The organism is Streptomyces sp. Xyl84 (assembly GCF_059731885.1).
Genome location: NZ_AP029182.1, coordinates 5,987,164 through 6,008,302, shown reverse-complemented (window position 1 = coordinate 6,008,302; position 21,139 = coordinate 5,987,164). Strand labels below are relative to the sequence as shown.

Annotated in this window: 19 protein-coding genes and 5 tRNA genes; 9 read left to right on the top strand and 15 right to left on the bottom strand. The window is 74.6% G+C overall.

Annotated elements, in window-relative coordinates; translation table 11 throughout:
- Positions 1-3: 3 nt before the first annotated feature.
- A complete protein-coding gene (locus AC6I72_RS26125) occupies positions 4-468 on the bottom strand; it encodes a TIGR02611 family protein (protein WP_498003575.1) in 465 nt (154 codons plus the stop codon).
- A 191-nt stretch (positions 469-659) separates the two neighbouring features.
- Between AC6I72_RS26125 and AC6I72_RS26120 the strand changes: the two genes are divergently transcribed.
- Together AC6I72_RS26120 and AC6I72_RS26115 are read left to right on the top strand one after the other, a co-directional pair.
- On the top strand, positions 660-1,073 hold the full coding sequence (locus tag AC6I72_RS26120; RefSeq protein ID WP_004002642.1) for an SsgA family sporulation/cell division regulator: 414 nt from the start codon (positions 660-662) through the stop codon (positions 1,071-1,073).
- Positions 1,074-1,292: 219 nt separating this feature from the next.
- Complete coding sequence (locus tag AC6I72_RS26115; RefSeq protein ID WP_366726813.1) at positions 1,293-1,853, top strand: CGNR zinc finger domain-containing protein; 561 nt, start codon at positions 1,293-1,295, stop codon at positions 1,851-1,853.
- Positions 1,854-1,920: 67 nt separating this feature from the next.
- On the opposite strand, the gene AC6I72_RS26110 is transcribed toward AC6I72_RS26115, so the two are convergent.
- Both AC6I72_RS26110 and AC6I72_RS26105 read right to left on the bottom strand, forming a co-directional pair.
- Positions 1,921-2,073, bottom strand: coding sequence for a hypothetical protein (locus tag AC6I72_RS26110; protein ID WP_199811652.1), 153 nt, complete (start codon positions 2,071-2,073; stop codon positions 1,921-1,923).
- A 198-nt stretch (positions 2,074-2,271) separates the two neighbouring features.
- On the bottom strand, positions 2,272-2,754 hold the full coding sequence (locus tag AC6I72_RS26105) for a hypothetical protein (protein WP_498003574.1): 483 nt from the start codon (positions 2,752-2,754) through the stop codon (positions 2,272-2,274).
- A gap of 180 nt (positions 2,755-2,934) precedes the next feature.
- Between AC6I72_RS26105 and AC6I72_RS26100 the strand changes: the two genes are divergently transcribed.
- The gene (locus tag AC6I72_RS26100) at positions 2,935-3,465 is read left to right on the top strand and encodes a DsbA family protein (protein WP_498003573.1); all 531 of its coding nucleotides are present in this window, start codon (positions 2,935-2,937) and stop codon (positions 3,463-3,465) included.
- Positions 3,466-3,510: 45 nt separating this feature from the next.
- Here the strand turns inward: AC6I72_RS26100 and AC6I72_RS26095 are convergent, their stop codons facing one another.
- The 3 genes from AC6I72_RS26095 to AC6I72_RS26085 form a co-directional block, all read right to left on the bottom strand.
- Complete coding sequence (locus tag AC6I72_RS26095) at positions 3,511-4,338, bottom strand: GNAT family N-acetyltransferase (protein ID WP_498003572.1); 828 nt, start codon at positions 4,336-4,338, stop codon at positions 3,511-3,513.
- A gap of 137 nt (positions 4,339-4,475) precedes the next feature.
- Positions 4,476-5,297: an aminotransferase class IV gene (locus AC6I72_RS26090; protein ID WP_498003571.1), complete on the bottom strand. Its 822-nt coding sequence runs from the start codon at positions 5,295-5,297 to the stop codon at positions 4,476-4,478.
- Positions 5,294-6,358 (bottom strand): chorismate-binding protein, encoded by a 1,065-nt coding sequence (locus AC6I72_RS26085; RefSeq protein WP_498003570.1) that lies wholly within the window; start codon positions 6,356-6,358, stop codon positions 5,294-5,296. Before AC6I72_RS26085 ends, AC6I72_RS26090 begins: the two co-directional genes overlap by 4 nt.
- A gap of 177 nt (positions 6,359-6,535) precedes the next feature.
- Here AC6I72_RS26085 and AC6I72_RS26080 point away from each other — a divergent pair.
- From AC6I72_RS26080 to AC6I72_RS26060, 5 genes are all read left to right on the top strand, one after another.
- Positions 6,536-6,608, top strand: a tRNA-Gly gene (locus AC6I72_RS26080).
- A gap of 38 nt (positions 6,609-6,646) precedes the next feature.
- A tRNA-Cys gene (locus AC6I72_RS26075) sits at positions 6,647-6,720 on the top strand.
- Position 6,721: 1 nt separating this feature from the next.
- A tRNA-Val gene (locus AC6I72_RS26070) sits at positions 6,722-6,793 on the top strand.
- Between the two features lie 36 nt (positions 6,794-6,829).
- Positions 6,830-6,901, top strand: a tRNA-Val gene (locus AC6I72_RS26065).
- Between the two features lie 34 nt (positions 6,902-6,935).
- A tRNA-Val gene (locus AC6I72_RS26060) sits at positions 6,936-7,007 on the top strand.
- A 141-nt stretch (positions 7,008-7,148) separates the two neighbouring features.
- On the opposite strand, the gene AC6I72_RS26055 is transcribed toward AC6I72_RS26060, so the two are convergent.
- The 3 genes from AC6I72_RS26055 to AC6I72_RS26045 all read right to left on the bottom strand — a co-directional run bounded on the left by AC6I72_RS26055 (position 7,149) and on the right by AC6I72_RS26045 (position 8,928).
- Positions 7,149-7,433 carry a TFIIB-type zinc ribbon-containing protein gene (locus AC6I72_RS26055; protein ID WP_037860090.1) on the bottom strand — a complete coding sequence of 95 codons (285 nt, stop codon included), beginning with the start codon at positions 7,431-7,433 and terminating at the stop codon, positions 7,149-7,151.
- A gap of 80 nt (positions 7,434-7,513) precedes the next feature.
- Positions 7,514-8,458: a phosphotransferase family protein gene (locus AC6I72_RS26050; protein ID WP_498003569.1), complete on the bottom strand. Its 945-nt coding sequence runs from the start codon at positions 8,456-8,458 to the stop codon at positions 7,514-7,516.
- Between the two features lie 275 nt (positions 8,459-8,733).
- Positions 8,734-8,928 carry a hypothetical protein gene (locus AC6I72_RS26045; protein ID WP_498003568.1) on the bottom strand — a complete coding sequence of 65 codons (195 nt, stop codon included), beginning with the start codon at positions 8,926-8,928 and terminating at the stop codon, positions 8,734-8,736.
- Between the two features lie 589 nt (positions 8,929-9,517).
- On the opposite strand from AC6I72_RS26045, the gene AC6I72_RS26040 reads away from it, so the two are divergent.
- The gene (locus AC6I72_RS26040) at positions 9,518-11,020 is read left to right on the top strand and encodes a serine/threonine-protein kinase (protein WP_498003567.1); all 1,503 of its coding nucleotides are present in this window, start codon (positions 9,518-9,520) and stop codon (positions 11,018-11,020) included.
- 42 nt (positions 11,021-11,062) lie between these two features.
- Here the strand turns inward: AC6I72_RS26040 and AC6I72_RS26035 are convergent, their stop codons facing one another.
- From AC6I72_RS26035 to AC6I72_RS26010, 6 genes are all read right to left on the bottom strand, one after another.
- Positions 11,063-11,881 carry a TrmH family RNA methyltransferase gene (locus AC6I72_RS26035; protein ID WP_498003566.1) on the bottom strand — a complete coding sequence of 273 codons (819 nt, stop codon included), beginning with the start codon at positions 11,879-11,881 and terminating at the stop codon, positions 11,063-11,065.
- Between the two features lie 156 nt (positions 11,882-12,037).
- Complete coding sequence (gene cobA / locus AC6I72_RS26030; protein ID WP_498003565.1) at positions 12,038-13,267, bottom strand: uroporphyrinogen-III C-methyltransferase; 1,230 nt, start codon at positions 13,265-13,267, stop codon at positions 12,038-12,040.
- A 194-nt stretch (positions 13,268-13,461) separates the two neighbouring features.
- Positions 13,462-17,700, bottom strand: a complete 4,239-nt coding sequence (gene cobT, locus AC6I72_RS26025) for a nicotinate-nucleotide--dimethylbenzimidazole phosphoribosyltransferase (RefSeq protein ID WP_498003564.1) — start codon at positions 17,698-17,700, stop codon at positions 13,462-13,464.
- A 383-nt stretch (positions 17,701-18,083) separates the two neighbouring features.
- Entirely contained in the window at positions 18,084-19,328 is a 1,245-nt protein-coding gene (cbiE, locus tag AC6I72_RS26020; protein WP_498003563.1) for a precorrin-6y C5,15-methyltransferase (decarboxylating) subunit CbiE, read from the bottom strand.
- Positions 19,329-19,454: 126 nt separating this feature from the next.
- A complete protein-coding gene (locus AC6I72_RS26015) occupies positions 19,455-20,093 on the bottom strand; it encodes a GNAT family N-acetyltransferase (protein ID WP_498003562.1) in 639 nt (212 codons plus the stop codon).
- Between the two features lie 137 nt (positions 20,094-20,230).
- On the bottom strand, positions 20,231-21,070 hold the full coding sequence (locus tag AC6I72_RS26010; protein ID WP_498003561.1) for a MetQ/NlpA family ABC transporter substrate-binding protein: 840 nt from the start codon (positions 21,068-21,070) through the stop codon (positions 20,231-20,233).
- Between the last annotated feature and the right edge of the window lie 69 nt (positions 21,071-21,139).

The window sequence follows — 21,139 nt, the reverse complement described above, 5'->3', positions numbered from 1 at the left end:
CGGTCACTGGTTCTTGATGCTCCAGGGCATGACGAGACCGAACTTCCAGAGGTAGACGCCGGCCAGCACGCCGATGATCACGAGCCCGATCACCGTCAGGATGATGTTGCGGCGGCGCACCTTCGGGTCGAGCGCCCGCTGGGCCGCCTCGGTGACCTTGCGCTTGGTCCAGCGCAGCACCAGCTGGGCCCAGACGAACTCGGTCGCCCAGATGGCCATGCCGCCGAAGATCACCACCCAGCCGGGGCCGGGCAGCGGGAGCAGGATGACGCCGGTCACCACGACCGCCAGGCCGACGACGAAGACACCGACCTGCCAGCTCACGTGGAGCACGCGGCGTGACCGGATGAATTCCGGTGCACGTGACCCGAGGCCGCGCCGGTCCCGCCCGTGGTCCGCCTCCGCCTCCATCTTCGCTCCGTCCGACGCTCCGGCAACCTCGCCCGGCCGGTCACTCCCCGTATTCATGTGGCTGAACCCTACCGGAGAGAAACCTGTCACCGGAATGGCCGTACCGCCCGAACGGGTTCTCCGCCGGAAGAGTTACGTAAAGACAGGCAAAACACTCAGAGGGGTTTACAACGGCACCGTAGGTGGCATGTCGATTTCGCCGACGTGCGAATCCCCGAGCGCACACTGAGCGAAAGGCCCTGGCGCTTATGAACACCACGGTCAGCTGCGAGCTGCACCTGCGCCTCGTTGTGTCGAGCGAGTCCTCCCTGCCTGTCCCCGCAGGCCTGCGGTACGACACGGCCGACCCCTACGCCGTGCACGCCACCTTCCACACCGGAGCCGAGGAGACCGTCGAGTGGGTGTTCGCCCGCGACCTCCTCGCCGAGGGGCTTCACCGTCCCACGGGAACCGGCGACGTCCGAGTCTGGCCGTCGCGCAGTCATGGTCAGGGCGTCGTGTGCATCGCCCTGAGCTCTCCGGAGGGCGAGGCCCTGCTCGAGGCCCCTGCGCGGGCCCTGGAGTCCTTCCTGAAGCGGACGGACGCTGCCGTGCCCCCGGGCACGGAACACCGGCACTTCGATCTGGATCAGGAGCTGTCGCACATCCTCGCGGAGAGTTAGCGGTAGGCCGTCGAGGCCCTTCGAGCTGCCCGTTGCCGTCCACTCGGGGAGACGGCTCGGGCCAGGACAACCGCACACAGAGCGCACCGGTGCCGGTCTCCCCGTCGGGGGCCGACACCGGTGCGCTCCCGTGCGCCCGCGCCTGCGGCGGCACCACAGCCACTACCATCGGCCTGCATCGGCGGGCGTGTGCCCGATCCCCAGGCCAGGGAGCGAAACGTGCTGATCACCCACGACACCCGGTGTGCGCTCGACACCGTGGTGGATCTGGTGAACACCGCACCGGAGGACGACGCGGCGCCGGACGGGCTGGCCGATGTCGCGGGGCTCGCGGACTTCGTGCGAAAACACGACATGAGCGATGTCGGGCTCCTCTCGGAGTTCGATCTCTCGGCGGTCCGCCGGATCCGCGGCCGTTTCGCCGGCATTTTCTCGGCCCCCGACTCCCGTACGGCCGCGGGAATGATCAACGAGCTGGTGGCCGCGGCGGGTACCACTCCGCGGCTGACGGACCACGACGGGTACGACTGGCACGTGCACTACTTCGCGCCCGGCGCGTCGGTCGCCGACCACCTGGCGGCGGACTGCGGCATGGCGCTGGCGTTCTTCGTGGTGGCCGGCGAGCAGGAACGGCTGCGGCGCTGCGAGGCGCCCGACTGCCGGCGGGCCTTCGTCGACCTCTCCCGCAACCGCTCGCGGCGCTACTGCGACAGCCGGACCTGCGGCAACCGGCTGCACGTGGCCGCGTACCGGGCGCGGCGCAAGGAAGCGGCGGGCTGATCTGCGAGGGCTCTCTCCGCCATGTCGTGGTCCCCGGCGGGTGACGCCGAGGAGCCACGCGTACGGCTCACAGCAACAGCAGGTCGTGCAACGCAGCCATGAGCAGCAGACTCCCGATCACCGCAAGGAAGATCATCAGCGGCGGCTGGGAAAGGGCGAAGAGGCACCCGCGCGGCTTGTCCTTCTGCGGCGCGGCCTCGCTCTGGGTCGTGTCCACCATCTCGCGGCGATGATGACGCAGCCGGCACCCACGGCGCGATCAACACGCACGAAATGTCCGGGACGCCGCGGTTTCCGTGATCTTCGCTTCGGATGGGGTGCGGGCCTGATCGTTTCCGGGACCACTTACGGAAGGCGCCCTCGGACCGCCCTGCCGCACGCGCCCCGGACCGCTCTCACGCGCCGCTCACATGCCAGGTCATATGCCGTGCTTCTTGAGGATCGCCTCGATGTCGCTGAAGTCCTCCTCGGCGCGGGGCGCGGACGCGGGACGCGAGGCGGGGCGCCCGGCAGGAGTGGCGGACGGGCGGGCGGTGGGGCCTGCGGGCCGGCCGGCGGCGCCGAGGGAGGGGGCCGGGGCCGCCGGAGCCACCGCGTCCTGGGCCTCGGCACGGGCCGCCGCCCGGCGCTCCTTGCGCGTGCCGCCCCGGCGGCGCTCGACCGCGCGGGTGGTCGCGAAGAGGACCCAGGCACAGCCGAGCAGACCGAAGCCGGCCCAGGCGGTCGGGCTGAAGGCGGTGGCGGTCAGCCAGCCGACGATCCCGGTCATCACCAGGGCGACCGGGACCAGGGAGTAGGCGGCGATGCGGGCCGCCGCGAGGAACCGCCTGCGGTAGGCGGTGACCGCGGCGATGCCCAGGCCGGCCGCGGAGACGGCGGAACAGACGGTCTCGGCAATCATCCGGTCCTCCATGCGGGCGCTCGGCGGTCGGGGCGGTTCGTCCCTTCCATCCTGCCCCTTCCGGGGGCCGGGAGGCGATGTCCGGGCGGGAGATCAGGGACATCTCCGGGTCGCCTCCTTCCCAGGTGCCGTTGCGGGCGGTGATTGGGTCCTGCGCGGCGGGCCTGGAAGACTGGAGCCATGAACGACTCCTCCTCCGCACGCATGGTCCCGGTTCTCGAGGTCTGGTGCGAACTGCAGTGCCCGGACTGCCGCAGCGCGCTGGCCGACCTGCGCGCCCTGCGCGACCGCTACGGCGACCGGCTGGAGCTGCGGCTGCGGCACTTCCCGCTGGACAAGCACCAGCACGCCTTCGCTGCCGCGCAGGCCGCGGAGGAGGCCGCCGAGCAGGGCCGGCTGTGGCCGTACGTGGAGGCGGTGCTCGCCCGGGCCGAGGAGCTGGGGCGCAAGGGGGAACCGCTGCTCGTCGAGGTGGCCCGCGAACTGGGCCTGGACGCCGAGGAGTTCGACACCGCGCTCATCGACGGCCGGCACATCCTGGTCGTGGACGCCGACCAGGCCGAGGGCAAGGCGATCGGGGTGACGGGCACGCCGACGTACGTCGTGGGCGGCGAGCGTCTGGACGGCGGCAAGAGCCAGGAGGGTCTGCGCGAGCGGATCGAGGAGATCGTCGACGGCCTGCTGGCGGAGTCCGGCCCGGCGGGAGACTGACGGTTCCCCTGCGGCGGTCCCACCGCAGTTCCCGACAGCAGTTCCTTACGGCAGCTCCTTGTAGAGGGCGTAAAGGACCGGGCGGTAGCCGAGGGAGTCGTACAGGCGCTCCGCGGGGGTGTTGCCCGCGAAGACGTTGAGGCCCACGACGCGTTTGCCGGCGGCCACCGCCTGCGCCTCGGCGAGCAGCATCAGGGACCGGCCGTGGCCCCGGCCGCGGAAGCGCGCGTCGGCCTCGACGTCGTAGACGAAGGCCCTGTCCTCGTCGATCGAGAGCCACAGGGTGCCGACCGGGGTGCCCTCGTGCTCCAGGACGCTGAGCAGCACGCCGGGGGTCGCCGGACCCTGCGGGAGCAGCCTCGCGTGATCGGTCTCCGACTTGGCGTGCGCCTCGTCGGCGGGCACGCCGCGGTCGATCCAGGTCTGCGTGTAGGTGGCCTTGCCGTGGTCGAGCCAGGGCCCGTACTCGTCCTGCGTCATCGGTCTGCCCCGGCTTCCCGCGGGAAGTTCGGGCGCGCTCGCGCCGAGTTGTTTCTCCATGCCGCGGTTGCGCTGGACGTAGCCGAGGGCCGTCACCCACCGGAGCGCGGCGTCCTCGGCGGTGGCGGGCACGCTGATCTCCATGCGCCGGCAGCCCCAGCCGCGCGCCACCTCCTCCGCGGCCAGCGCGGCCACCGTGCCGCGGCCCCGCCCGCGGTCGGGTGCGTCGATGCGCAGTTCGAGGATCCGGGCGACGGCCGGTCCGAAGACGGGGTGGGTCGACAGGTGGGTCACGCCGACGGGCCGGCTGTTCACGCAGACCTGGTAGCGGCGCGAACGGGTCCCGTCGGCGTTCTGCTGGATCGGCTCGGTGGGCCGCAGTGTGGTGGTCATCAGGGGGAGTTCTACCCGCCGCGACCGCTCGCGTCAGCCCCTTTTTCCGCGGCCGGGCCCGCCGGGCCGGTGCAGGACCGGACGCCGGACCGGTACCGGGGCCGGACGTCCGGCCCGTGCGGACCGCTCGCCGCCGCCTACGGGTCCAGGTCGTCGCCGGAGCGTTCGGCGAAGATCCGCATGGCCTTCGCCGTGACCGGGCCCTCCGCTCCGGGCAGCGTGCGCTCGTCGACGCGGTGCACGGCCTGGACGTCGCGCAGGGTGGAGGTGAGGAAGACCTCGTCGGCCCGCTCCAGGACGTCCAGCGGCAGGTCGGTCTCCCGGGCGCCGGTCCACTCGATCGCGAGCGCGCGGGTGATGCCCGCCAGGCAGCCGGAGGCGAGCGGCGGGGTGTGGATCTCGCCGTCGAGGACGACGAAGACGTTGGAGCCGGTGCCCTCGCAGAGCCGTCCGGCCGTGTTGGCGAACAGCGCCTCGGAGGCGCCGTGTTCGCGGGCGCGGGCGAGGGCGACGACGTTCTCCGCGTAGGAGGTGGTCTTCAGACCGGTGAGCGCGCCGCGTTCGTTGCGGGTCCAGGGGACCGTGACGACGGAGGTGGAGTCGGGGCGGCGGGTGGTCTCGCCCAGCGCGACGACGAGGGTCGTGCCGTGCTCGCCCCGGTCGGAGCCGAGGGGGCCGTCGCCGCCGGTGTAGGTGATGCGCAGACGGCCGAGCGGGACCGGGTCGGCCGCCAGGACGGCGGCGCAGGCGCGGCGCACCTCGTCGTGGTCGGGGTCGGGCAGGCCGAGGCCGCGCGCCGACCGGGTCAGCCGGTCCAGGTGACGGGTGAGCGCGAACGGCTTCCCGTCGGCCGCCTTCACCGTCTCGAAGACGCCGTCGCCCACGGTCAGCCCGTGGTCGAGGACGGAGACGCGCGCGGACTCGGTGTCCCGCAGCCCGCCGTCGAGCCAGATCTTCATGCGTGCAGGTCCTCTCCGCCGTGCTCGTACGTCCCCGACGCTACCGCGAGCAGCCGGGCCGCCTTCAGTTCGGTCTCCTGCCACTCGCCGTCCGGGTCGGAGTCCCACGTGATGCCGGCTCCGGCGCCGAAGCGCAGCACGGCGGGCGCGCCGGGGGCCCGGTCGGGCCGGTCGATCCAGAACGTGCGGATGCCGACGGCCAGCTCGCCCGTGCCCCGGTCGGCGTCGACCCAGCCGAGGCCGCCGCAGTAGGGGCCGCGGGGAGCGGTCTCCAGGGCGTCGATGATCCGCCGGGCGCTCGACTTGGGGGCGCCGGTGATCGAGCCGGCCGGGAAGGCGGCGGCGAACAGGTCGGGCCAGCCGGCGCCGGGGCGCAGCTCACCGCGGACCGAGGAGACGAGGTGGACCAGGCCGGGGTGCTTCTCCACCGCGCACAGGTCGGGGACGGTCACGCTGCCGGTGGTGCACACGCGCCCGAGGTCGTTGCGGACCAGGTCCACGATCATCAGGTTCTCGGCGTGGTCCTTGCCGAGGAGCTCCGCCTCGGTGCGGGCCGTGCCCTTGATGGGCCCGGACTCCACCGTCCGCGCCTGTCGGCGCAGGAACAGTTCCGGGGAGGCGGTGGCGATCTCCACGCCGTGCTCGGGCAGGCGGATCGTTCCCGCGTACGGTGCCGGGTTGCCGCGGGCCAGGACGGCGCTCAGCGCGTCCACGTCGGCGTCGGCGGCCACCGGCGCGGACAGCACGCGGCAGAGGTTCACCTGGTAGACCTCGCCGGCCGCGATGTGCTCGCGGATGCGGCGCACGCCCGCGGTGTACGCGGCGCGGTCGAGGGAGGACGTCCAGTCACCGGGGCCCGGTCCGCGCCATCCGCCGGGCGCCGGGGCGGGGACGGGCTCGTGCCGTACGTCGCGGAAGCGGGCGCAGGTCAGCCGCCCCTCGTAGTCGGCTGCGACGGCCCAGAAGCCGGTGGAGTCCAGGGCCGCGGGATCGTCGGTGACGTCCGCCAGGCCGGTGGCGACACGGTCGCCGAAACGGGCGAGAGGGGGCAGGTCGAGCACGGGTCCGAGTCTAGGGCCGGTGTCCGGCGGGTGGCCCTGGCGTGTCCTGCCGGGGCCCTGACCAGGTCCTCGTGACGACGTACCGCAGCACGCTGCGCAAACGCGTTTTTGTGCTGGCCCGGGAATCCGCTAGAGTTCAACACGTCGCCGGGACGCGCAAGCGGACCGAACCGACAGGCGGACGTAGCTCAGTTGGTAGAGCGCAACCTTGCCAAGGTTGAGGTCGCGAGTTCGAGCCTCGTCGTCCGCTCGCAGGAACGAAGGGGACTCCCGGTCCCCTGCACTCCTGGTGGAGTGGCCGAGAGGCGAGGCAACGGCCTGCAAAGCCGTCTACACGGGTTCAAATCCCGTCTCCACCTCCAAGGACGATTAGCTCAGCGGGAGAGCGCTTCCCTGACACGGAAGAGGTCACTGGTTCAATCCCAGTATCGTCCACTGGATCCGCCGTCCCGTACGGTGTGATCCGGACCCGCGCGATTAGCTCAGCGGGAGAGCGCTTCCCTGACACGGAAGAGGTCACTGGTTCAATCCCAGTATCGCGCACGCACAGTCTGTGACCTTCGGGTCACGGGTCTGCGGACGATTAGCTCAGCGGGAGAGCGCTTCCCTGACACGGAAGAGGTCACTGGTTCAATCCCAGTATCGTCCACACCTCGGAAAGCCCCCGGCCGTCTCGTACGGCCGGGGGCTTCTTCGTGTCGGCGCGCCCGGTGCTCCGGGCCGGACGCCACCGGGGTGCCGCCCGGTGCACCGAGCGCGGTGCCTCGTGCCCGGTGCACCGCGCCGGGCCTCAGCTGGAGAAGAGCATGTGACCGAAGCTCTTGTGCCGGTGGCCGTGGCCGTAGTGCCCGTGGTGACCGCCGTGCGGTGCGCCCCACGCGGGGGCGGGCGGCGCGGGGTAGGCCTGCGGGGCGGGCGGGGGCGGCGCGGGCTGCGACCACTGGGCCTCCAGCCGGGTCAGCGCCTCCAGCTCGCCGTAGTCGAGGAAGATGCCGCGGCAGCCGCTGCACTGCTCGATCTGGATGCCGTTGCGGTTGTAGGTGTGCATCGGCGCGTGGCACTTCGGACACTGCATGCTCGGCTCAACTCCTCACCGGTGGGTCCTGCTTCGGGTACCGCCTGGACAGACTCCGTCCGGCCGCGGTCGGTTGCACCCTACGTCGGCAGCTCACCGGACAACTGCGCGGGGACAGGGGTCATTCGGGCGCAGGCGTCCACCACGGCCTGTTCGACCTCGTCCAGCGTGCGCCCGGCCGCGGCCGCCTTCGCGACGGCCCGTGCGGCGGTCTGCACGGTCAGGGCGCGGGCGGCGGTCTCCAGCGCGGCCCACGGGTCGCCGTCCGCCGGGACGGCCGGGCCGCCCGCCGCCCGGTAGGCGGCCAGGAACCGGCTCCAGTCGCCGGGCGGCAGCAGTCCGCAGGCGAACCAGGCGGCGGGGCGGGCCAGGTCCCAGGCGGGTGTGCCGGTGCCCAGGTCGTCGATGTCGATCAGCAGCCACGGACCGTCGGAGGCCGGGTGGCGCACGAGCTGGCCCAGGTGCAGGTCGCCGTGGCAGACGGTCCGCGCACCGGGCTGGGGGGCCTCGGCGCGCGCCCAGGCGGGCAGCGTGGCCCAGGCGCTCAGCACCGGGCGGGCCGCCGGGTGGCCGGGCGCCTCGGCGCGGAGCCGGGTGACGGCCCGGGCGGCCTTGAGCGGACCGCGCATGGGCGGCAGACCGGGAGGCACCGGACCGCGGTGGAGCCTGGCGAGGAGCGTGGCCGCGGCTTCCCAGGGGGCTGCCTCGGGGGTGGCGGGGTCCACGGGCGTGCCGTACGGCCAGAAGGTGACGAGACGGTCGTGGAGCGTGGCCGCTACCGGGCTGAACGGGGGCAGCAGGACGCCGGGGAGAGCGGCGGCCGTGGCCAGGCGGCGGGCGAGGGCGACGGGATCCGTGCCGGGCGCGTGGACCTTGCCGACGGTGCCCGAGTGGAGGACGACGGTGGCGTCGGGGCGGTCGGCCAGGACGGTGGTGGCGCAGCGGCAGCCGGTCGCGTCCGGGTGGGCCACCGCCGTGACCCGCGCGGTCAGCTCAGGCAGCGGCAGGGCATCGGCGGCGGTCACGGGCTCCCCCTGGCGTGGTACGTACGGCGTCGTCGCGGCGGGCGTACGAGCGTACGGGGTGCGGCGGGCGGGGGAATCGGGTGGGGCGGGGCTGGTGGCCGGGGCCCTCGGTGGGGCCGGTCCGGTGGGGCCTGAGCAGGCGGGTCCGGACACGGCGATGCCGGCGCAGCTCCCCAGCTGCGCCGGCATCCTGCCGTCCGCCGCACCCCCGTCCCCACGGGGTTTCATGGGTGGATGTCCCCGCCCGGACCGCTCTTCCGGGCCTGGGGCGCCGCTCAGCGCCCCAGCATCACGCCCACGGACGACGCTTGTGTGGCCACTGTCTCCCAGCCGTCGAAGACGAGCAGGAGCAGGGCCGCCAGGGGAAGGGCCATCACGGTCGCCACCAAGGGGTGGCGACGGCCCGTGCGGCGGGGGCGCACGGGGCGTCCCTGCGCGCGGAGCAGTGTCCGCGGTGCCGTGTGGGCCATGGTCCCTCTCCTGACCGTTTCGGTTGTCGTCGGCAGCGGCGGGTGTCTGACCTCGGGGGACGAGTGCTGCACCCGCCGCTTGACCTCAAATGTAGGCGCGCGGCGGATGCCGGGCGTCATGCCCTCGTACCGATTGCCGGGCCTCCCGGAGGATGAGCCGCGGGCCGGGGCGTACTCCCCTGGGTGGAGACGTCCTGCGGCGTCTCGGGGTCATCCCTGAAGGGGTGCCCCAACTGCCCGGCTTTTCCGGACACGGCCGGTGACATCGCTCACTTCCGCCCGGCGGCCGGGTGCTGTCCCGCCCCGCTCGCCGTCCGTCCTTCCCGCCGCCTTCCGCCACCCCGGCCCCCTGTTCCGCACCGCCCGCGCCCTGCGTCCGCGACGGTCCCCCCGGCACCCAATCCCCCTTGTGTCACAGCCGGTTGGGATCTTGTACCGGAACCGCCCGGTCCGCCGGCGGATCCGCTGACCCCCGCTCAACTCTCGCGCACGGCACTGACAATCGATCGGGTCGAGAGGGCGCGGCCTCTGCGCGTGAGCGGCCCCGGAAACGTAAGCTGTGGCTCGTCACAGGGACCGGGCAGCGGGGATGAACATGGCGATGATGCGCCTGAGGCGCGAGGACCCGCGCGTCGTCGGCTCGTTCAGGCTTCACCGACGGCTCGGCGCGGGCGGGATGGGCGTGGTCTACCTGGGCTCCGACCGCAAGGGCCAGCGCGTCGCGCTGAAGGTCATCCGGCCGGATCTGGCGGAGGACCAGGAGTTCCGCTCCCGGTTCGCGCGCGAGGTCTCGGCGGCCCGGCGGATCCGGGGCGGCTGCACGGCACGCCTGGTGGCCGCGGACCTGGAGGCGGACCGTCCGTGGTTCGCCACGCAGTACGTGCCCGGCCCCTCCCTGCACGACAAGGTCGCCGACGAGGGGGCGCTGGGCGCGGCGGAGGCCGCCGCCATCGGGGCCGCCCTGTCCGAGGGGCTGGTCGCGGTCCACGAGGCCGGGGTGGTGCACCGGGACCTCAAACCGTCCAACATCCTGCTGTCCCCCAAGGGGCCGCGGATCATCGACTTCGGCATCGCCTGGGCGACCGGCGCCTCCACCCTCACCCACGTCGGCACGGCGGTGGGCTCTCCCGGCTTCCTCGCCCCGGAGCAGGTGCGCGGCGCCGCCGTCACCCCGGCCACCGACGTGTTCTCGCTGGGGGCGACGCTCGCGTACGCCTCGACGGGCGACTCGCCGTTCGGGCACGGCAGCTCGGAGGTGATGCTGTACCGCGTGGTGCACGAGGAGCCCCAGCTGCGCGGGGTGCCGGACGCGCTGGGCCCGCTGGTGCGCGCCTGCCTGGCCAAGGATCCCGAGGACCGGCCCAGCACGCTGCAGCTCTCGCTCCGCCTGAAGGAGATCGCCGCCCGCGAGGCGCAGGGCCTGGGCGAGCTGCGGCCGCCGGCGCCGCGCGCCGCCGAGGCGGACCGGCCGACCGGCCGGATGGCCGACACCTACCCGGAGGAGCAGCGGGCCACGTCCCCGGGCCGGCAGCGCGCCGCCCGTCCCGAACCGCAGCGCGCCCCCTACCCCGAGCAGCGGCGCGGCGCCGAACAGCAGCGCGTCGGCCACTCCGAACCGCGCGGCCGGCGGCGGCCGCAGGCCCCTCCCCAGGGCACTCCGCGCACGCCCGCCCCGCGCGGCAGCGCCCCGTCCGCACGGGGCGGTGCGCCCTCGCGCGCCGGTGGCACTCCCCGGGACGGTGGCGCGCCGCGTGCGACCGGTGCGTCCTCCCGCGCGGGCGGCGGGCGGCCGATCCCGGCCTCCCGGAACGGTTCGCGCACGGACGGCGGCCGGTCCGCCCCGCGCGGCGCCGCGGGACGGCAACGGCCCCGCGGGACCTCCACCGGTCTGCGGCCCGCCAACCCGAGGCTGCTGCGGCAGCGGCTGTTCGTGTTCGTGGTGGTGACGCTGCTCGTGGCGCTCGGTATCGCGGCGGCGCAGGGCTGCCAGGGCCCCTCGCGGGGGCTCGGCGGCGACGGGAGCGGCGTACGGGTGGGCCAGGAGCACGTCCGGGAGCACGCCCAGGGGCATGTCCCGGCATCCGGGCTCTGACCGCCCGGGAGAACCTTCCGTCCTCCGGCCGGCCCGGCGCGGTCACACCCCCGGGCGGCCGGTGGCGACGGCGTAGAAGGCGACCGCCGCGGCGGCCCCGACGTTGAGGGAGTCGACGCCGTGGGACATGGGGATGCGCACCCACGCGTCGGCCGCGTCGAGCGCCCGGCGGGACAGGCCGTCGCCCTCCGCGCCGAGCATCAGCGCCACCCGGTCCATCCGGTGCGGGGCGGCCTCGTCCAGGGTCCTGGCCTTCTCGTCGGGTGTGAGGGCGAGCAGGGTGAAGCCCGCCCCGCGGACCGCCTCCAGACCCTGCGGCCAGGTGTCGAGGCGGGCGTACGGCACGGAGAAGACCGCGCCCATGGAGACCTTGACGCTCCTGCGGTAGAGCGGGTCGGCGCAGTCCGGTGAGAGAAGGACCGCGTCCATGCCGAGGGCGGCCGCGGAGCGGAAGATCGCGCCGATGTTGGTGTGGTCGTTGACCGCCTCCATGACCGCGACCCGGCGGGCGCCGCCCAGCAGGCCGGCCGCGGTGGGCAGCGGCTTGCGCCGCATGGAGGCGAGGGCGCCGCGGTGCACGTGGTACCCGGTGACCTGTTCGGCGAGTCCGGGGGCGACCACGTAGACCGGCGCGTCGAGGGTGTCGAGGACGTCGCGCATGACGTCGGCCCACTTGGCGGACAGCAGCATGGAGCGCATCTCGTACCCGGCGTCGCGGGCCCGGCGGATGACCTTCTCCCCCTCGGCGATGAACAGGCCCTCGGCGGGTTCGCGCCTGCGGCGCAGTTCCACGTCGGTCAGGTCCGTGTAGTCGCGCAGACGCGGGTCGTCGGGGTCCTCGACGGTGATGAGATCGGCCACGGGGAAACTGCCTTGTCCTGGTGCGGTGTTGTCCCGCTGGGGGGATTGTCCTGGTGCGGGGAAGGTCCTGCTCGGGCTGCCCTGCCCGCGGTGACGGGGGCCGTGGGTGATGCGGGCCGTGCCGTCCGCTGTGACGCCGTCCGCCGGCGGCCCTGGTCAGGCCGGGCGGGGCCCCACGGCGACGACCGGGCCGACGACGATGACGGCCGGCGGCTTCACGTCCTGGGCGCGCACGGTCTCGGCGACGGTCGCGAGGGTGGCGTCGACGCGGCGCTGGGCGGCCGTCGTGCCCTCCTGGACCAGGGCGACCGGGGTGTCCGGTGCCTTGCCGTGGGCCACCAGCGTCTGTGCGATCCGGCCTATCTTGTCGACGCCCATGAGGATCACGAGCGTGCCGGTCAGCTTCGCCAGGCTGGGCCAGTCGACCAGCGACCGCTCGTCGTCGGGGGCCACATGGCCGCTGACCACCGTGAACTCGTGGGCGACCCCGCGGTGGGTGACCGGGATGCCCGCCGCGCTCGGCACGGAGATGGAGCTGGAGATGCCGGGCACCACGGTGCACGGGATGCCGGCCTCGGCGAGCGCCTGGACCTCCTCCATGCCCCGGCCGAAGACGTAGGGGTCGCCGCCCTTGAGCCGCACCACCGCCTTGCCCTGCTTGGCGTGCTCGACGAGCGCGTTGTTGATGGCCTCCTGGGCCATGAAACGGCCGTAGGGGATCTTCGCGGCGTCGATCACCTCGACGTGCGGCGGGAGTTCGGCGAGCAGGTCGCGCGGGCCGAGCCGGTCGGCGATGACGACGTCCGCCTCGGCGAGCAGGCGGCGGCCCCGGACCGTGATCAGGTCCGGGTCGCCGGGTCCGCCGCCGACCAGGGCGACGCCGGGGGTGCGCGCGCGGTGGTGGGGGGCGCCCAGGGTGCCGTCGCGCAGGCCCTCGACGACCGCGTCGCGGACGGCGGCGGTGTGGCGGGGGTCGCGGTCGCTCGCGTGCTCGCTGAGCACGGCGACGGTGACGCCCGCGCTGTGGCCGGTGGCCGGGGTCCAGGCGGTCGCCGCCTCGGCGTCGTCGGCGCGCACGCACCACACGCGCCGGCGCTCGCCCTCGGCGGAGGCCCGGGTGTTGGCGTCGTGGTCGCTGGTGGCGATCAGCGCGTACCAGGCGTCCGCGAGGTCACCGTCCTGGTAGGGCCGCCGCTGCCAGGCGATCTCACCGGCGTCCGCCATGGCCTCCACGGAGGCCGTCGCCCCGGGCGAGACGAGGACGATGTCCGCGCCGGCCGCGATGAGCGCGGGGAGGCGGCGCTGGGCGACCTGGCCGCCGCCGAGGACGACCACACGACGGCCGGTCAGGCGGAGACCGAGGGGGTAGACGGGGTGTTCGGCCATGGTGGTGGGGCTCCTCGTCCGGGCGGTCGCGGCGGTGCGCCGAGCGACGGGGTGGAAGAAGTCGAAGCGGTACGGGGTGGGGCGCTACGGCTCCGGAGCAGCCCTGACGTGCGGATCTTAGACGTGGGTTCAGCGTATGCCGGGGCCGGGGGGTGCGCAGGGGGTGCGTACCCGCCCGGTCCCGGCATACCGGGTCACTTCTCGGTGACGCCCGCCGAGTCGAACGTCGCCACCTCGTGCATCGCGCGGGCCGTGCTCTGCACCAGCGGCAGGGCGAGCAGCGCGCCGGTGCCCTCGCCCAGGCGCAGGTCGAGGTCGACCAGCGGGCGCAGGCCCAGCTTGTTGAGGGCGGCGACGTGGCCGGGTTCGGCGCTGCGGTGGCCGGCGATGCAGGCGGCCAGGACCTCCGGGGCGATCGCGCGGGCCACCAGCGCGGCGGCACCGGCGCTGACGCCGTCGAGGATCACCGGCGTGCGCAGCGAGGCGCCGCCGAGCAGCAGGCCGACCATGGCCGCGTGCTCGAACCCGCCGATCGCGGCGAGCACGCCGATGGGGTCGGCCGGGTCCGGCCGGTGCACTTCGAGGGCGCGCCGGACCACCTCGGTCTTGCGGGCCAGTGTCTCGTCGTTGATGCCGGTGCCCCGGCCGGTGACCTCGGCGGGGTCGGCGCCGGTGTAGACGGAGATGAGGGCCGCGGAGGCGGTGGTGTTGGCGATGCCCATCTCGCCGGTGAGCAGGGCCTTGTTGCCGGCCGCCACCAGGTCGCGGGCGGTCTCGATGCCGACCTCGATGGCCTTCCTGGCCTCCTCGCGGGTCATCGCGGGCCCGGTGGTCATGTCGGACGTGCCGCCGCGGATCTTGCGGGGCAGCAGGCCCGGGGTGGCCGGGAGGTCGGCGGCGACGCCCACGTCGACGACGCAGACCTCGGCGCCCACCTGGCTCGCGAAGGCGTTGCAGACCGCTCCCCCGCCGAGGAAGTTGGCCACCATCTGGGCGGTGACCTCCTGCGGCCAGGGGGTGACGCCCTGGGCGTGCACCCCGTGGTCCCCGGCGAAGATCGCGACGGCCGCGGGCTCCGGGATCGGCGGCGGGCACTGCCGGGACAGGCCTGACAGCTGCGCGGAGATGATCTCCAGCATGCCCAGCGCACCGGCCGGCTTGGTCATGCGCTTCTGCCGCTCCCAGGCCTCGCCGAGCGCCTTGGCGTCCAGCGGGCGGATCTGGGCGACGGTCTCGGCGAGCAGGTCGTGCGGGTCCTCGCCGGGCAGGGCGCGCCGGCCGTACGTCTCCTCGTGCACCACCCAGGACAGCGGGCGGCGCTTGGACCACCCGGCCTGCATCAGCTCGGGCTCGTCCGGGAACTCGTCGACGTACCCGACGCACAGGTAGGCGATGACCTCCAGGTGCTCGGGCAGGCCGAGGGCGCGGACCATCTCCCGCTCGTCGAAGAAGCTGACCCAGCCGACGCCGAGCCCTTCGGCGCGGGCGGCGAGCCACAGGTTCTCGACGGCGAGCGCCGCGGAGTACGGCGCCATCTGCGGCTGGGTGTGCCGGCCGAGGGTGTGCCGGCCGCCGCGCGTGGGGTCGGCGGTGACGACGATGTTCACCGGGGTGTCGAGGATGGCCTCGATCTTCAGTTCCCTGAACTGCTTGGCGCGGCCCTTCGGCAGCGACTTGGCGTAGGCGTCGCGCTGCCGCATGGCCAGTTCGTGCATCGCCCGGCGGGTGTCGGCGGAGCGGATGACGACGAAGTCCCAGGGCTGGGAGTGGCCGACCGACGGTGCGTGGTGCGCGGCCTCCAGGACGCGCAGCAGCACCTCGTGCGGGATGGGGTCGCCGCGGAAACCGTTGCGGATGTCGCGGCGCTCGCGCATCACCTTCAGCACGGCCTCGCGCTCGGCCTCGTCGTAGCCGGGCGCGGCCGGACCCACCGGCCGCGGTGCCTCGGCGGCGGACGCGTCCTCCTCCCGCGGCTCCTCCCCGGAGTCCTCCTGGCCGGCGCCACGGGTCTCCAGGTCCTCCGCCCGCTGGACCACGTCGGGGTCCGGCTCGTCGGCGGCGGGGACCGCGTCCCCCGCGCGGGGCGCGGGGACGGCGGCCACGGGCTCCTGGGGCGGCTGGGCGGCCTCGGCGGCGGGCTGCGGCTGCTGGGTCCCGGGCCGGTGCTGCGGCACGACGATCGGGTGCGGCGGGGTCGGCGACAGGTGCGGGGTGGTCGGCACCGTTCCGTCGACCGGTACGAACTCGCCGACCGGCGCGTCGGCCGCCGGGACGGCGGTCGGGCCGGCGGGCGTGGGCGCTTCCGGGGTCCCGGCGAGCCGGGGCGCTTCGGGCGTCTCGGCGGGCCGGGCCGGTGCCGGTTGGGAGGCGGACGCCGGGGCGCCGAGCGGGACTTCGGCGGGGGCGGTGGCCCCGGCCGGGTCCGCGGCTTCGGCAGGGGCCGGGCCGGCCTCGTGCGCCTCGGGGGCGGCCTGCGTCCCCGGGGCCGTGGAGGCGTCCGCGGTCTCCGGAGCCGCAGGCGTGTGCGGGGCCTCGGCCGGGGCGGGGGCCCCGGGCACGCCGGCGGCCGGTGCGCCGGGGGCTTCCGGCGCCGCGGGGGCCTCGGCGGCCTGGGCGGGGTCCGGAGCGCCGGGTCCGGCCGTCGGGGCGGCCTGCCCGGCGAGGGGCGGTACGGGGATCGACACGGACTCTTCCTGCTGGGCGGCCGGTACGCCAACGGTCGGGGCCTCACCCTGGGCGGGTGCCTCGGGGAGGGAAGCCGCCGGCTCGGCTGTCTCGGGGGCCCCGGGGCCCTGCGGCTGCGGCTGGGCGGCGTCCTGCGGGGTCGCCGGAACGGGCGGGGAGCCCTGCGGTGCCTGCGGGTCCGCGACGGTCTGCTGAGGCGCGGGGGCCTGCTCGACGGGGACGCTCCGGGGGGCGGCCTCCTCGGCGGGGGCGCTCTGCTGGAGCGCGGCAGCCTCCTCGGCGGCAGGCTCCTCGGCGATGGGCTGATCGCCGGGGGTCTCCTCGGCGGGGGCGGCGGTCTCCTCCGCGACAGCGGCCTGCGCGAGGGTGGCCTGCTCGTCGGCGCCGGCCGGCTGTACGGCGTCGGCGGGACCGTCCGTCCCGGGGGCCTGGGCGGCCTGCGGGTCCTGGACGTTCTCCGGGGCCTGGGCGGCCTGCGGGTCCTGGACGTTCTCCGGGGCCTGGGCGGCCTCGCTCGTGGGCCCGCTCTCCGCGGACGCCTCGGCCTCGGCGGCCTCGCCCGCAGCGGGCGCCGCCGGGTCCGGAACGGGGGTGGCCTCCGCGGCCTGGTCCGCGGGGTCCGCCTGGCCCGTCTGGGCAGCGGACGCCGTCTGCGGGGCGGGAGCCTCCGGCGTGGACACCGGCATGGATGCGGGCGCGGGAAGGACGGGCGTGGCCTCGGCCGCCGGGGAGACTCCCTCCGCCTCCCCGCCGGGGGCGGCCTCGCCGGAGTCACCGGCCGGTACGGCCTCGGGGGCGCCCTCGGGCCCCTGCTCGGCGGCGACGGCGTCGGCCCCTTCGGGTGCCTGCCCGGCCGCCGGGTCCACGGCGTCGGTCACCTCACCGGGCGCGGAACCGCTCCCGGAAGCCGTGCCCGGAGCCGCCACGACCACCGCGGGACCCTCCGCACTCTCCGCGTTCCCCGCGGCCTCCGCGCCTTCCGGCGCCTGCGCGTCCTCGTGCGCGGGCTGGGGGGCGTGCGCCGCAGCGGGAGTCTCGGGAGCCACTGCCCCCGCCTGGGCCGCGAGCCGGGCGACGGCGGCCTGGGCCGCACCGACCGGCTCGGCCTCCGTGACCGGCCCGGCATCCGGGATCGGCCCGGCATCCGGAACAACCGTTTCCGCAGCCGTGGCCCGCGCGTCCGCCTGCGGAGCCGCGGGCGCGGCCACCGGCGCGTGCGTGGCTCGCACGTCCTGCGCGCCCCAGGGAGCCGCGCCCTGCGGCGCCCCGAGCGGCTGCGGCACGCCCGCCTGCTGGGCGTCGGGGTGCTCGGCCCCCGCGGCCGTGGCGGCCGGTCCGGGCTGCCGTACCGGCGCGTCGGCCGGGCCGCGGTCGGCCAGCGAGCGCACCGGGCTGGCGGAGGCGTCGGGGGTGGGCGGACCGAGGTGCAGCGGCCGGCGCGGAGGCGTCGCGGGCGGCGCCCCGGTCGGGTCGGGGTGCAGGACGCCGCTCAGATCGACGGAGCCGCTGTCGCGGCCGCCCGTCTCGTGCGGGCCCGGCTGGTGGACGGCCTCGACGACCGGCTCCGGGGCGGGCGGCGGCACTTCGTTGCCCCAGGCGCCCTGGGAGCCCGGCAGCAGGAGGTCTTCGTCCTCGGCGGGAGACTCGGAGAGGTAGGTGTACGCGCCGTGCGCGGGGACGCCCGGCTGTTCCACCATGCCTGCGCTCTCCGGCAGCCCCTCGCCCGGGACCTGGCCGGTGTCGGTCATGCGTACCCCTCGCCCATCGGTTAGTGCTCCTACGACCAGCTCACCGGGAACGGCGCACCGACCGCCCCCAGTGAAGAACGAGCGTCCGTGCCCAGCGGCACGAGCGACCCGCCCAAAAAAGGCGACAAAGCCATTGAGTGGCATTGTCGCGGTCGTCCGCGCGCCGCGACAGCGTCATCCGTCACGGTCCGCTGTGGACTGCGCCACGTTGCGCGTCCTCCGGTTCTGCCGTACCACACCCACCGCAAAACGGGCGGGTTTTCCGGACATTGACGAACGAAGTCCGGAACCTCCCAGTGCGGTACAACGATCGGCCAGCCTACCGCGCGCGGTACGACAACCCGATCACGGGGCGCGGTCCGCGGGGCCGCGCCGGCCTGCCGTCAGCGCGTCGCTCCGCTCGGCGGCATTTCCCCGCTGAGCAGGAACGCGACGCTCCGCTCGGTCTCCGTCCAGGCCCGGGTGTCGAGTTGGACGGACTGGAGCAGGGCGCACTCGACGCGGTAGCCGTGCTCGGTGAGGCCCCGGCCGACGCGTTCGGCGGCGTCGCGGGTCGCGGCGTGGGCGACGATGCGCTGCGGGCGCCGGTCGGCGACCGCTTCGACGACGGCCGCTCCCCCGCCGCCGACCCGGACGACGTCCGGTTCGGGCAGGTCCTCCAGGACGTGCGGGGCGATGCCGTGCACCACCTGCACCTGGACGCCGAAGCGGCGCGCGGCGGTCTCGGTGCGGGCGCAGGCCCGCGGGTCGCGGTCGACGGCGATGACGGCGGCGCCGCCGCGGGCGGCCTCGGTGGCGAAGGCGCCGCCGCCGCATCCGATGTCCCAGACGAGGTCGCCGACGCGCGGTCCCAGCCGGGCGAGTTGGGCGGTCCGCAGGAGGTCGGTCTCCCCTTCGCCCAGCGGTCCGTCGTAGGCGTCGGCGGGCCGGGTCCAGCCGCGCGGCCCGTCGGCCGGGTCGTGCCCGGCGATCCAGCCGCCGCTCTCGCCGAAGGCGCCGCCCGGGCCGGCGGGGGTCCGCCCGCCGTTGCCGCCGATGACGATGACGACGTTCGGGTCGCGCCAGGTGTGGTCGGCGGCCTTGTCGGAGGTGACGACGGTGACCTGTTCGCGCGCGGTGCCGAGTTCCTCGCAGATGACGAAGGTGCGGTGGACCCCGTCGAGGAGCAGGCCCAGTTCCGCGGGGCCGGCGCCGGGCGCGGTCAGTACGGCGACCTTGGTGTGGGCGCGGCAGACGTTCACGGCGCGGCGCAGGGTGCGTTTGTGGGCGACGACCACCTGTGCGTCGTCCCAGGGCATTCCGGCGCGGGCGAAGGCGGCGGCGACCGACGAGACGGCGGGGACGACCTCGACCTCCAGGCCGAACTCGGGTGCGCGCAGGGTCCGTACGACACCGAAGAAGCCGGGGTCCCCGTCGGCGAGGACGACGGCGGTGCCGCGGTGGCCGGCGATGCGGCGGGCGGCGAGGGCGACGCTGCCGAGGCGGATGCGCTCGGCGCCGGGGGGCACCTCGGGCAGCGCGAGGTGGTGCGCCGCGCCCGCCACGAGGGTGGCGGCGCCGAGGGCGCCGCGCGCCGCGTCGGTCAGCGGCGAACCGTCCCAGCCGATCACCGTGACCCGGTCGGCCATCGTTGTCAGTCTCCAGGGGGATGATGCAGGTCGTCAGGGGCGACGCCCGAGTGCGGGCTCCGTGAGATTACCTGGTGGAACCGCGGGGCGCGCGGTGGGGCGGCGGTGCGGCGGCGCCGCGTCCGGTCAGTTCCAGTCGGGGAACGAGCGGTAACCGCCGGAGTCGGCGAGTTCCTCCTCGGCGCCGTCCAGGTCCTCCGGGAGCAGGCTCCACACGATGAAGTCGGTGCGCACGTCGGTCCAGGTGCCGTCCTCGGTGCGCACGTGGGCTATGCAGGCGTTGCGGAGCACGCCCTCGCTGATGCAGCCGATCTTCTGGGCGACCTGCTGGGAGGCGGTGTTGCCGGCGGCGGTACGCAGTTCGATGCGTTCGAACTCCTGGTCGCCGAACAGCCACTGGGCGGTGGCCAGGGCGGCCTCGGAGGCGTATCCCTCGCCGCGGGCCCAGGGGGCGATGATGTAGGACAGTTCGGTGGCGCGGACGTGCCAGTTGGTCTTGCTCAGCTGGACGATGCCGACCAGGCGCTGGGTGAGGAACTCGGTGACCGCGAGGTCGAGGCCGCGGCCCGCGGTGCGTTCGGCGGGGGCGTGGCCGCCGATCCAGCGCAGGGCGGCCTCCTCGGTGAAGGGCTGGGGGACGTCGGTCCAGGCCGCGACCTGTTCGTCGTTCATCATCGCGGCCAGCGCGGGGACGTCGTCCTCGTCGAGGGGGCGCAGCACCAACCGCTCCGTGCTGATGGAGATGTTGGGGAAGGTGCTAGTCATGGCGCCGCTCCGTAACCTTCGGAAATACCGTCAGGGCCTGCTGAACTGTCCAGCATGCAGCATCCGCGCACCGCGTCGCACCACGGGGTCCGCCCCCCGTGCGGAAGCGGACCCCGGGTGCGGCGGCGCCGGGCGGATCAGAACGCCGGGACGACGGCTCCGTCGTACTTGTCCTCGATGAACTTCTTGACCTCGGGCGAGGTGAGCAGCTTGGCGAGCTTCTTCACGCGCGGGTCGCTCTCGTTGCCCTTCTTCACGGCGAGGAAGTTGGCGTACGGGTTGCCCTTGGCGGACTCGGCGGCGAGCGCGTCCTTGGCCGGGCTGAGCTTGGCCTCCAGGGCGTAGTTGCCGTTGATCACCGCGGCGTCGACGTCGCCGAGCGAGCGCGGCAGCTGGGCCGCCTCCAGCTCCTTGAACTTCAGGCCCTTGGGGTTGTCGGTGACGTCCTTGGGGGTGGCCTCGTAGCCGGCGCCGGCCTTCAGCTTGAGCAGGCCGTTGGTCTCCAGCAGCTTGAGCGCCCGGGCCTCGTTGGTGGTGTCGTTGGGGAGGGCGACGGTGGCGCCCTGCCCGAGGTCCGTGAGCTTCTTGACGCTCTTGGAGTAGACGCCGAGCGGCTCCAGGTGCACGGTGCCGCCGGGGACCGGCACGATGTCGGTGCCGTTCTTCTTGTTGAAGTCGTCCAGGTAGGGCTTGTGCTGGAAGTAGTTGGCGTCGACCTGGCCCTGCTGGACGGCCGTGTTGGGGGTCACGTAGTCGGTGAACTCCTTGACCTCCAGCTTGAGGCCGGCCTTCTGCGCCAGGTGGTCCTTGACGTAGGAGAGGATCTCGCCCTGCGGGGTGGGGGTGGCGGCGACGGTCAGCGTGGCGTTCGCGTCGCTCTTGCCGGAGCCGGAGTCCGAGCCGCCGCACGCGGTGAGCCCGAAGGTGAGGGCTCCGGCGGCCAGCACGGCAGAGGTGATCTTGGCGGTGTTACGCACGAAAAGTGCCTTTCCTTGGGTGGTGCGACCCCGTAGGGGGGAACGGGGAGTCTGGTACGGACGGGGCGG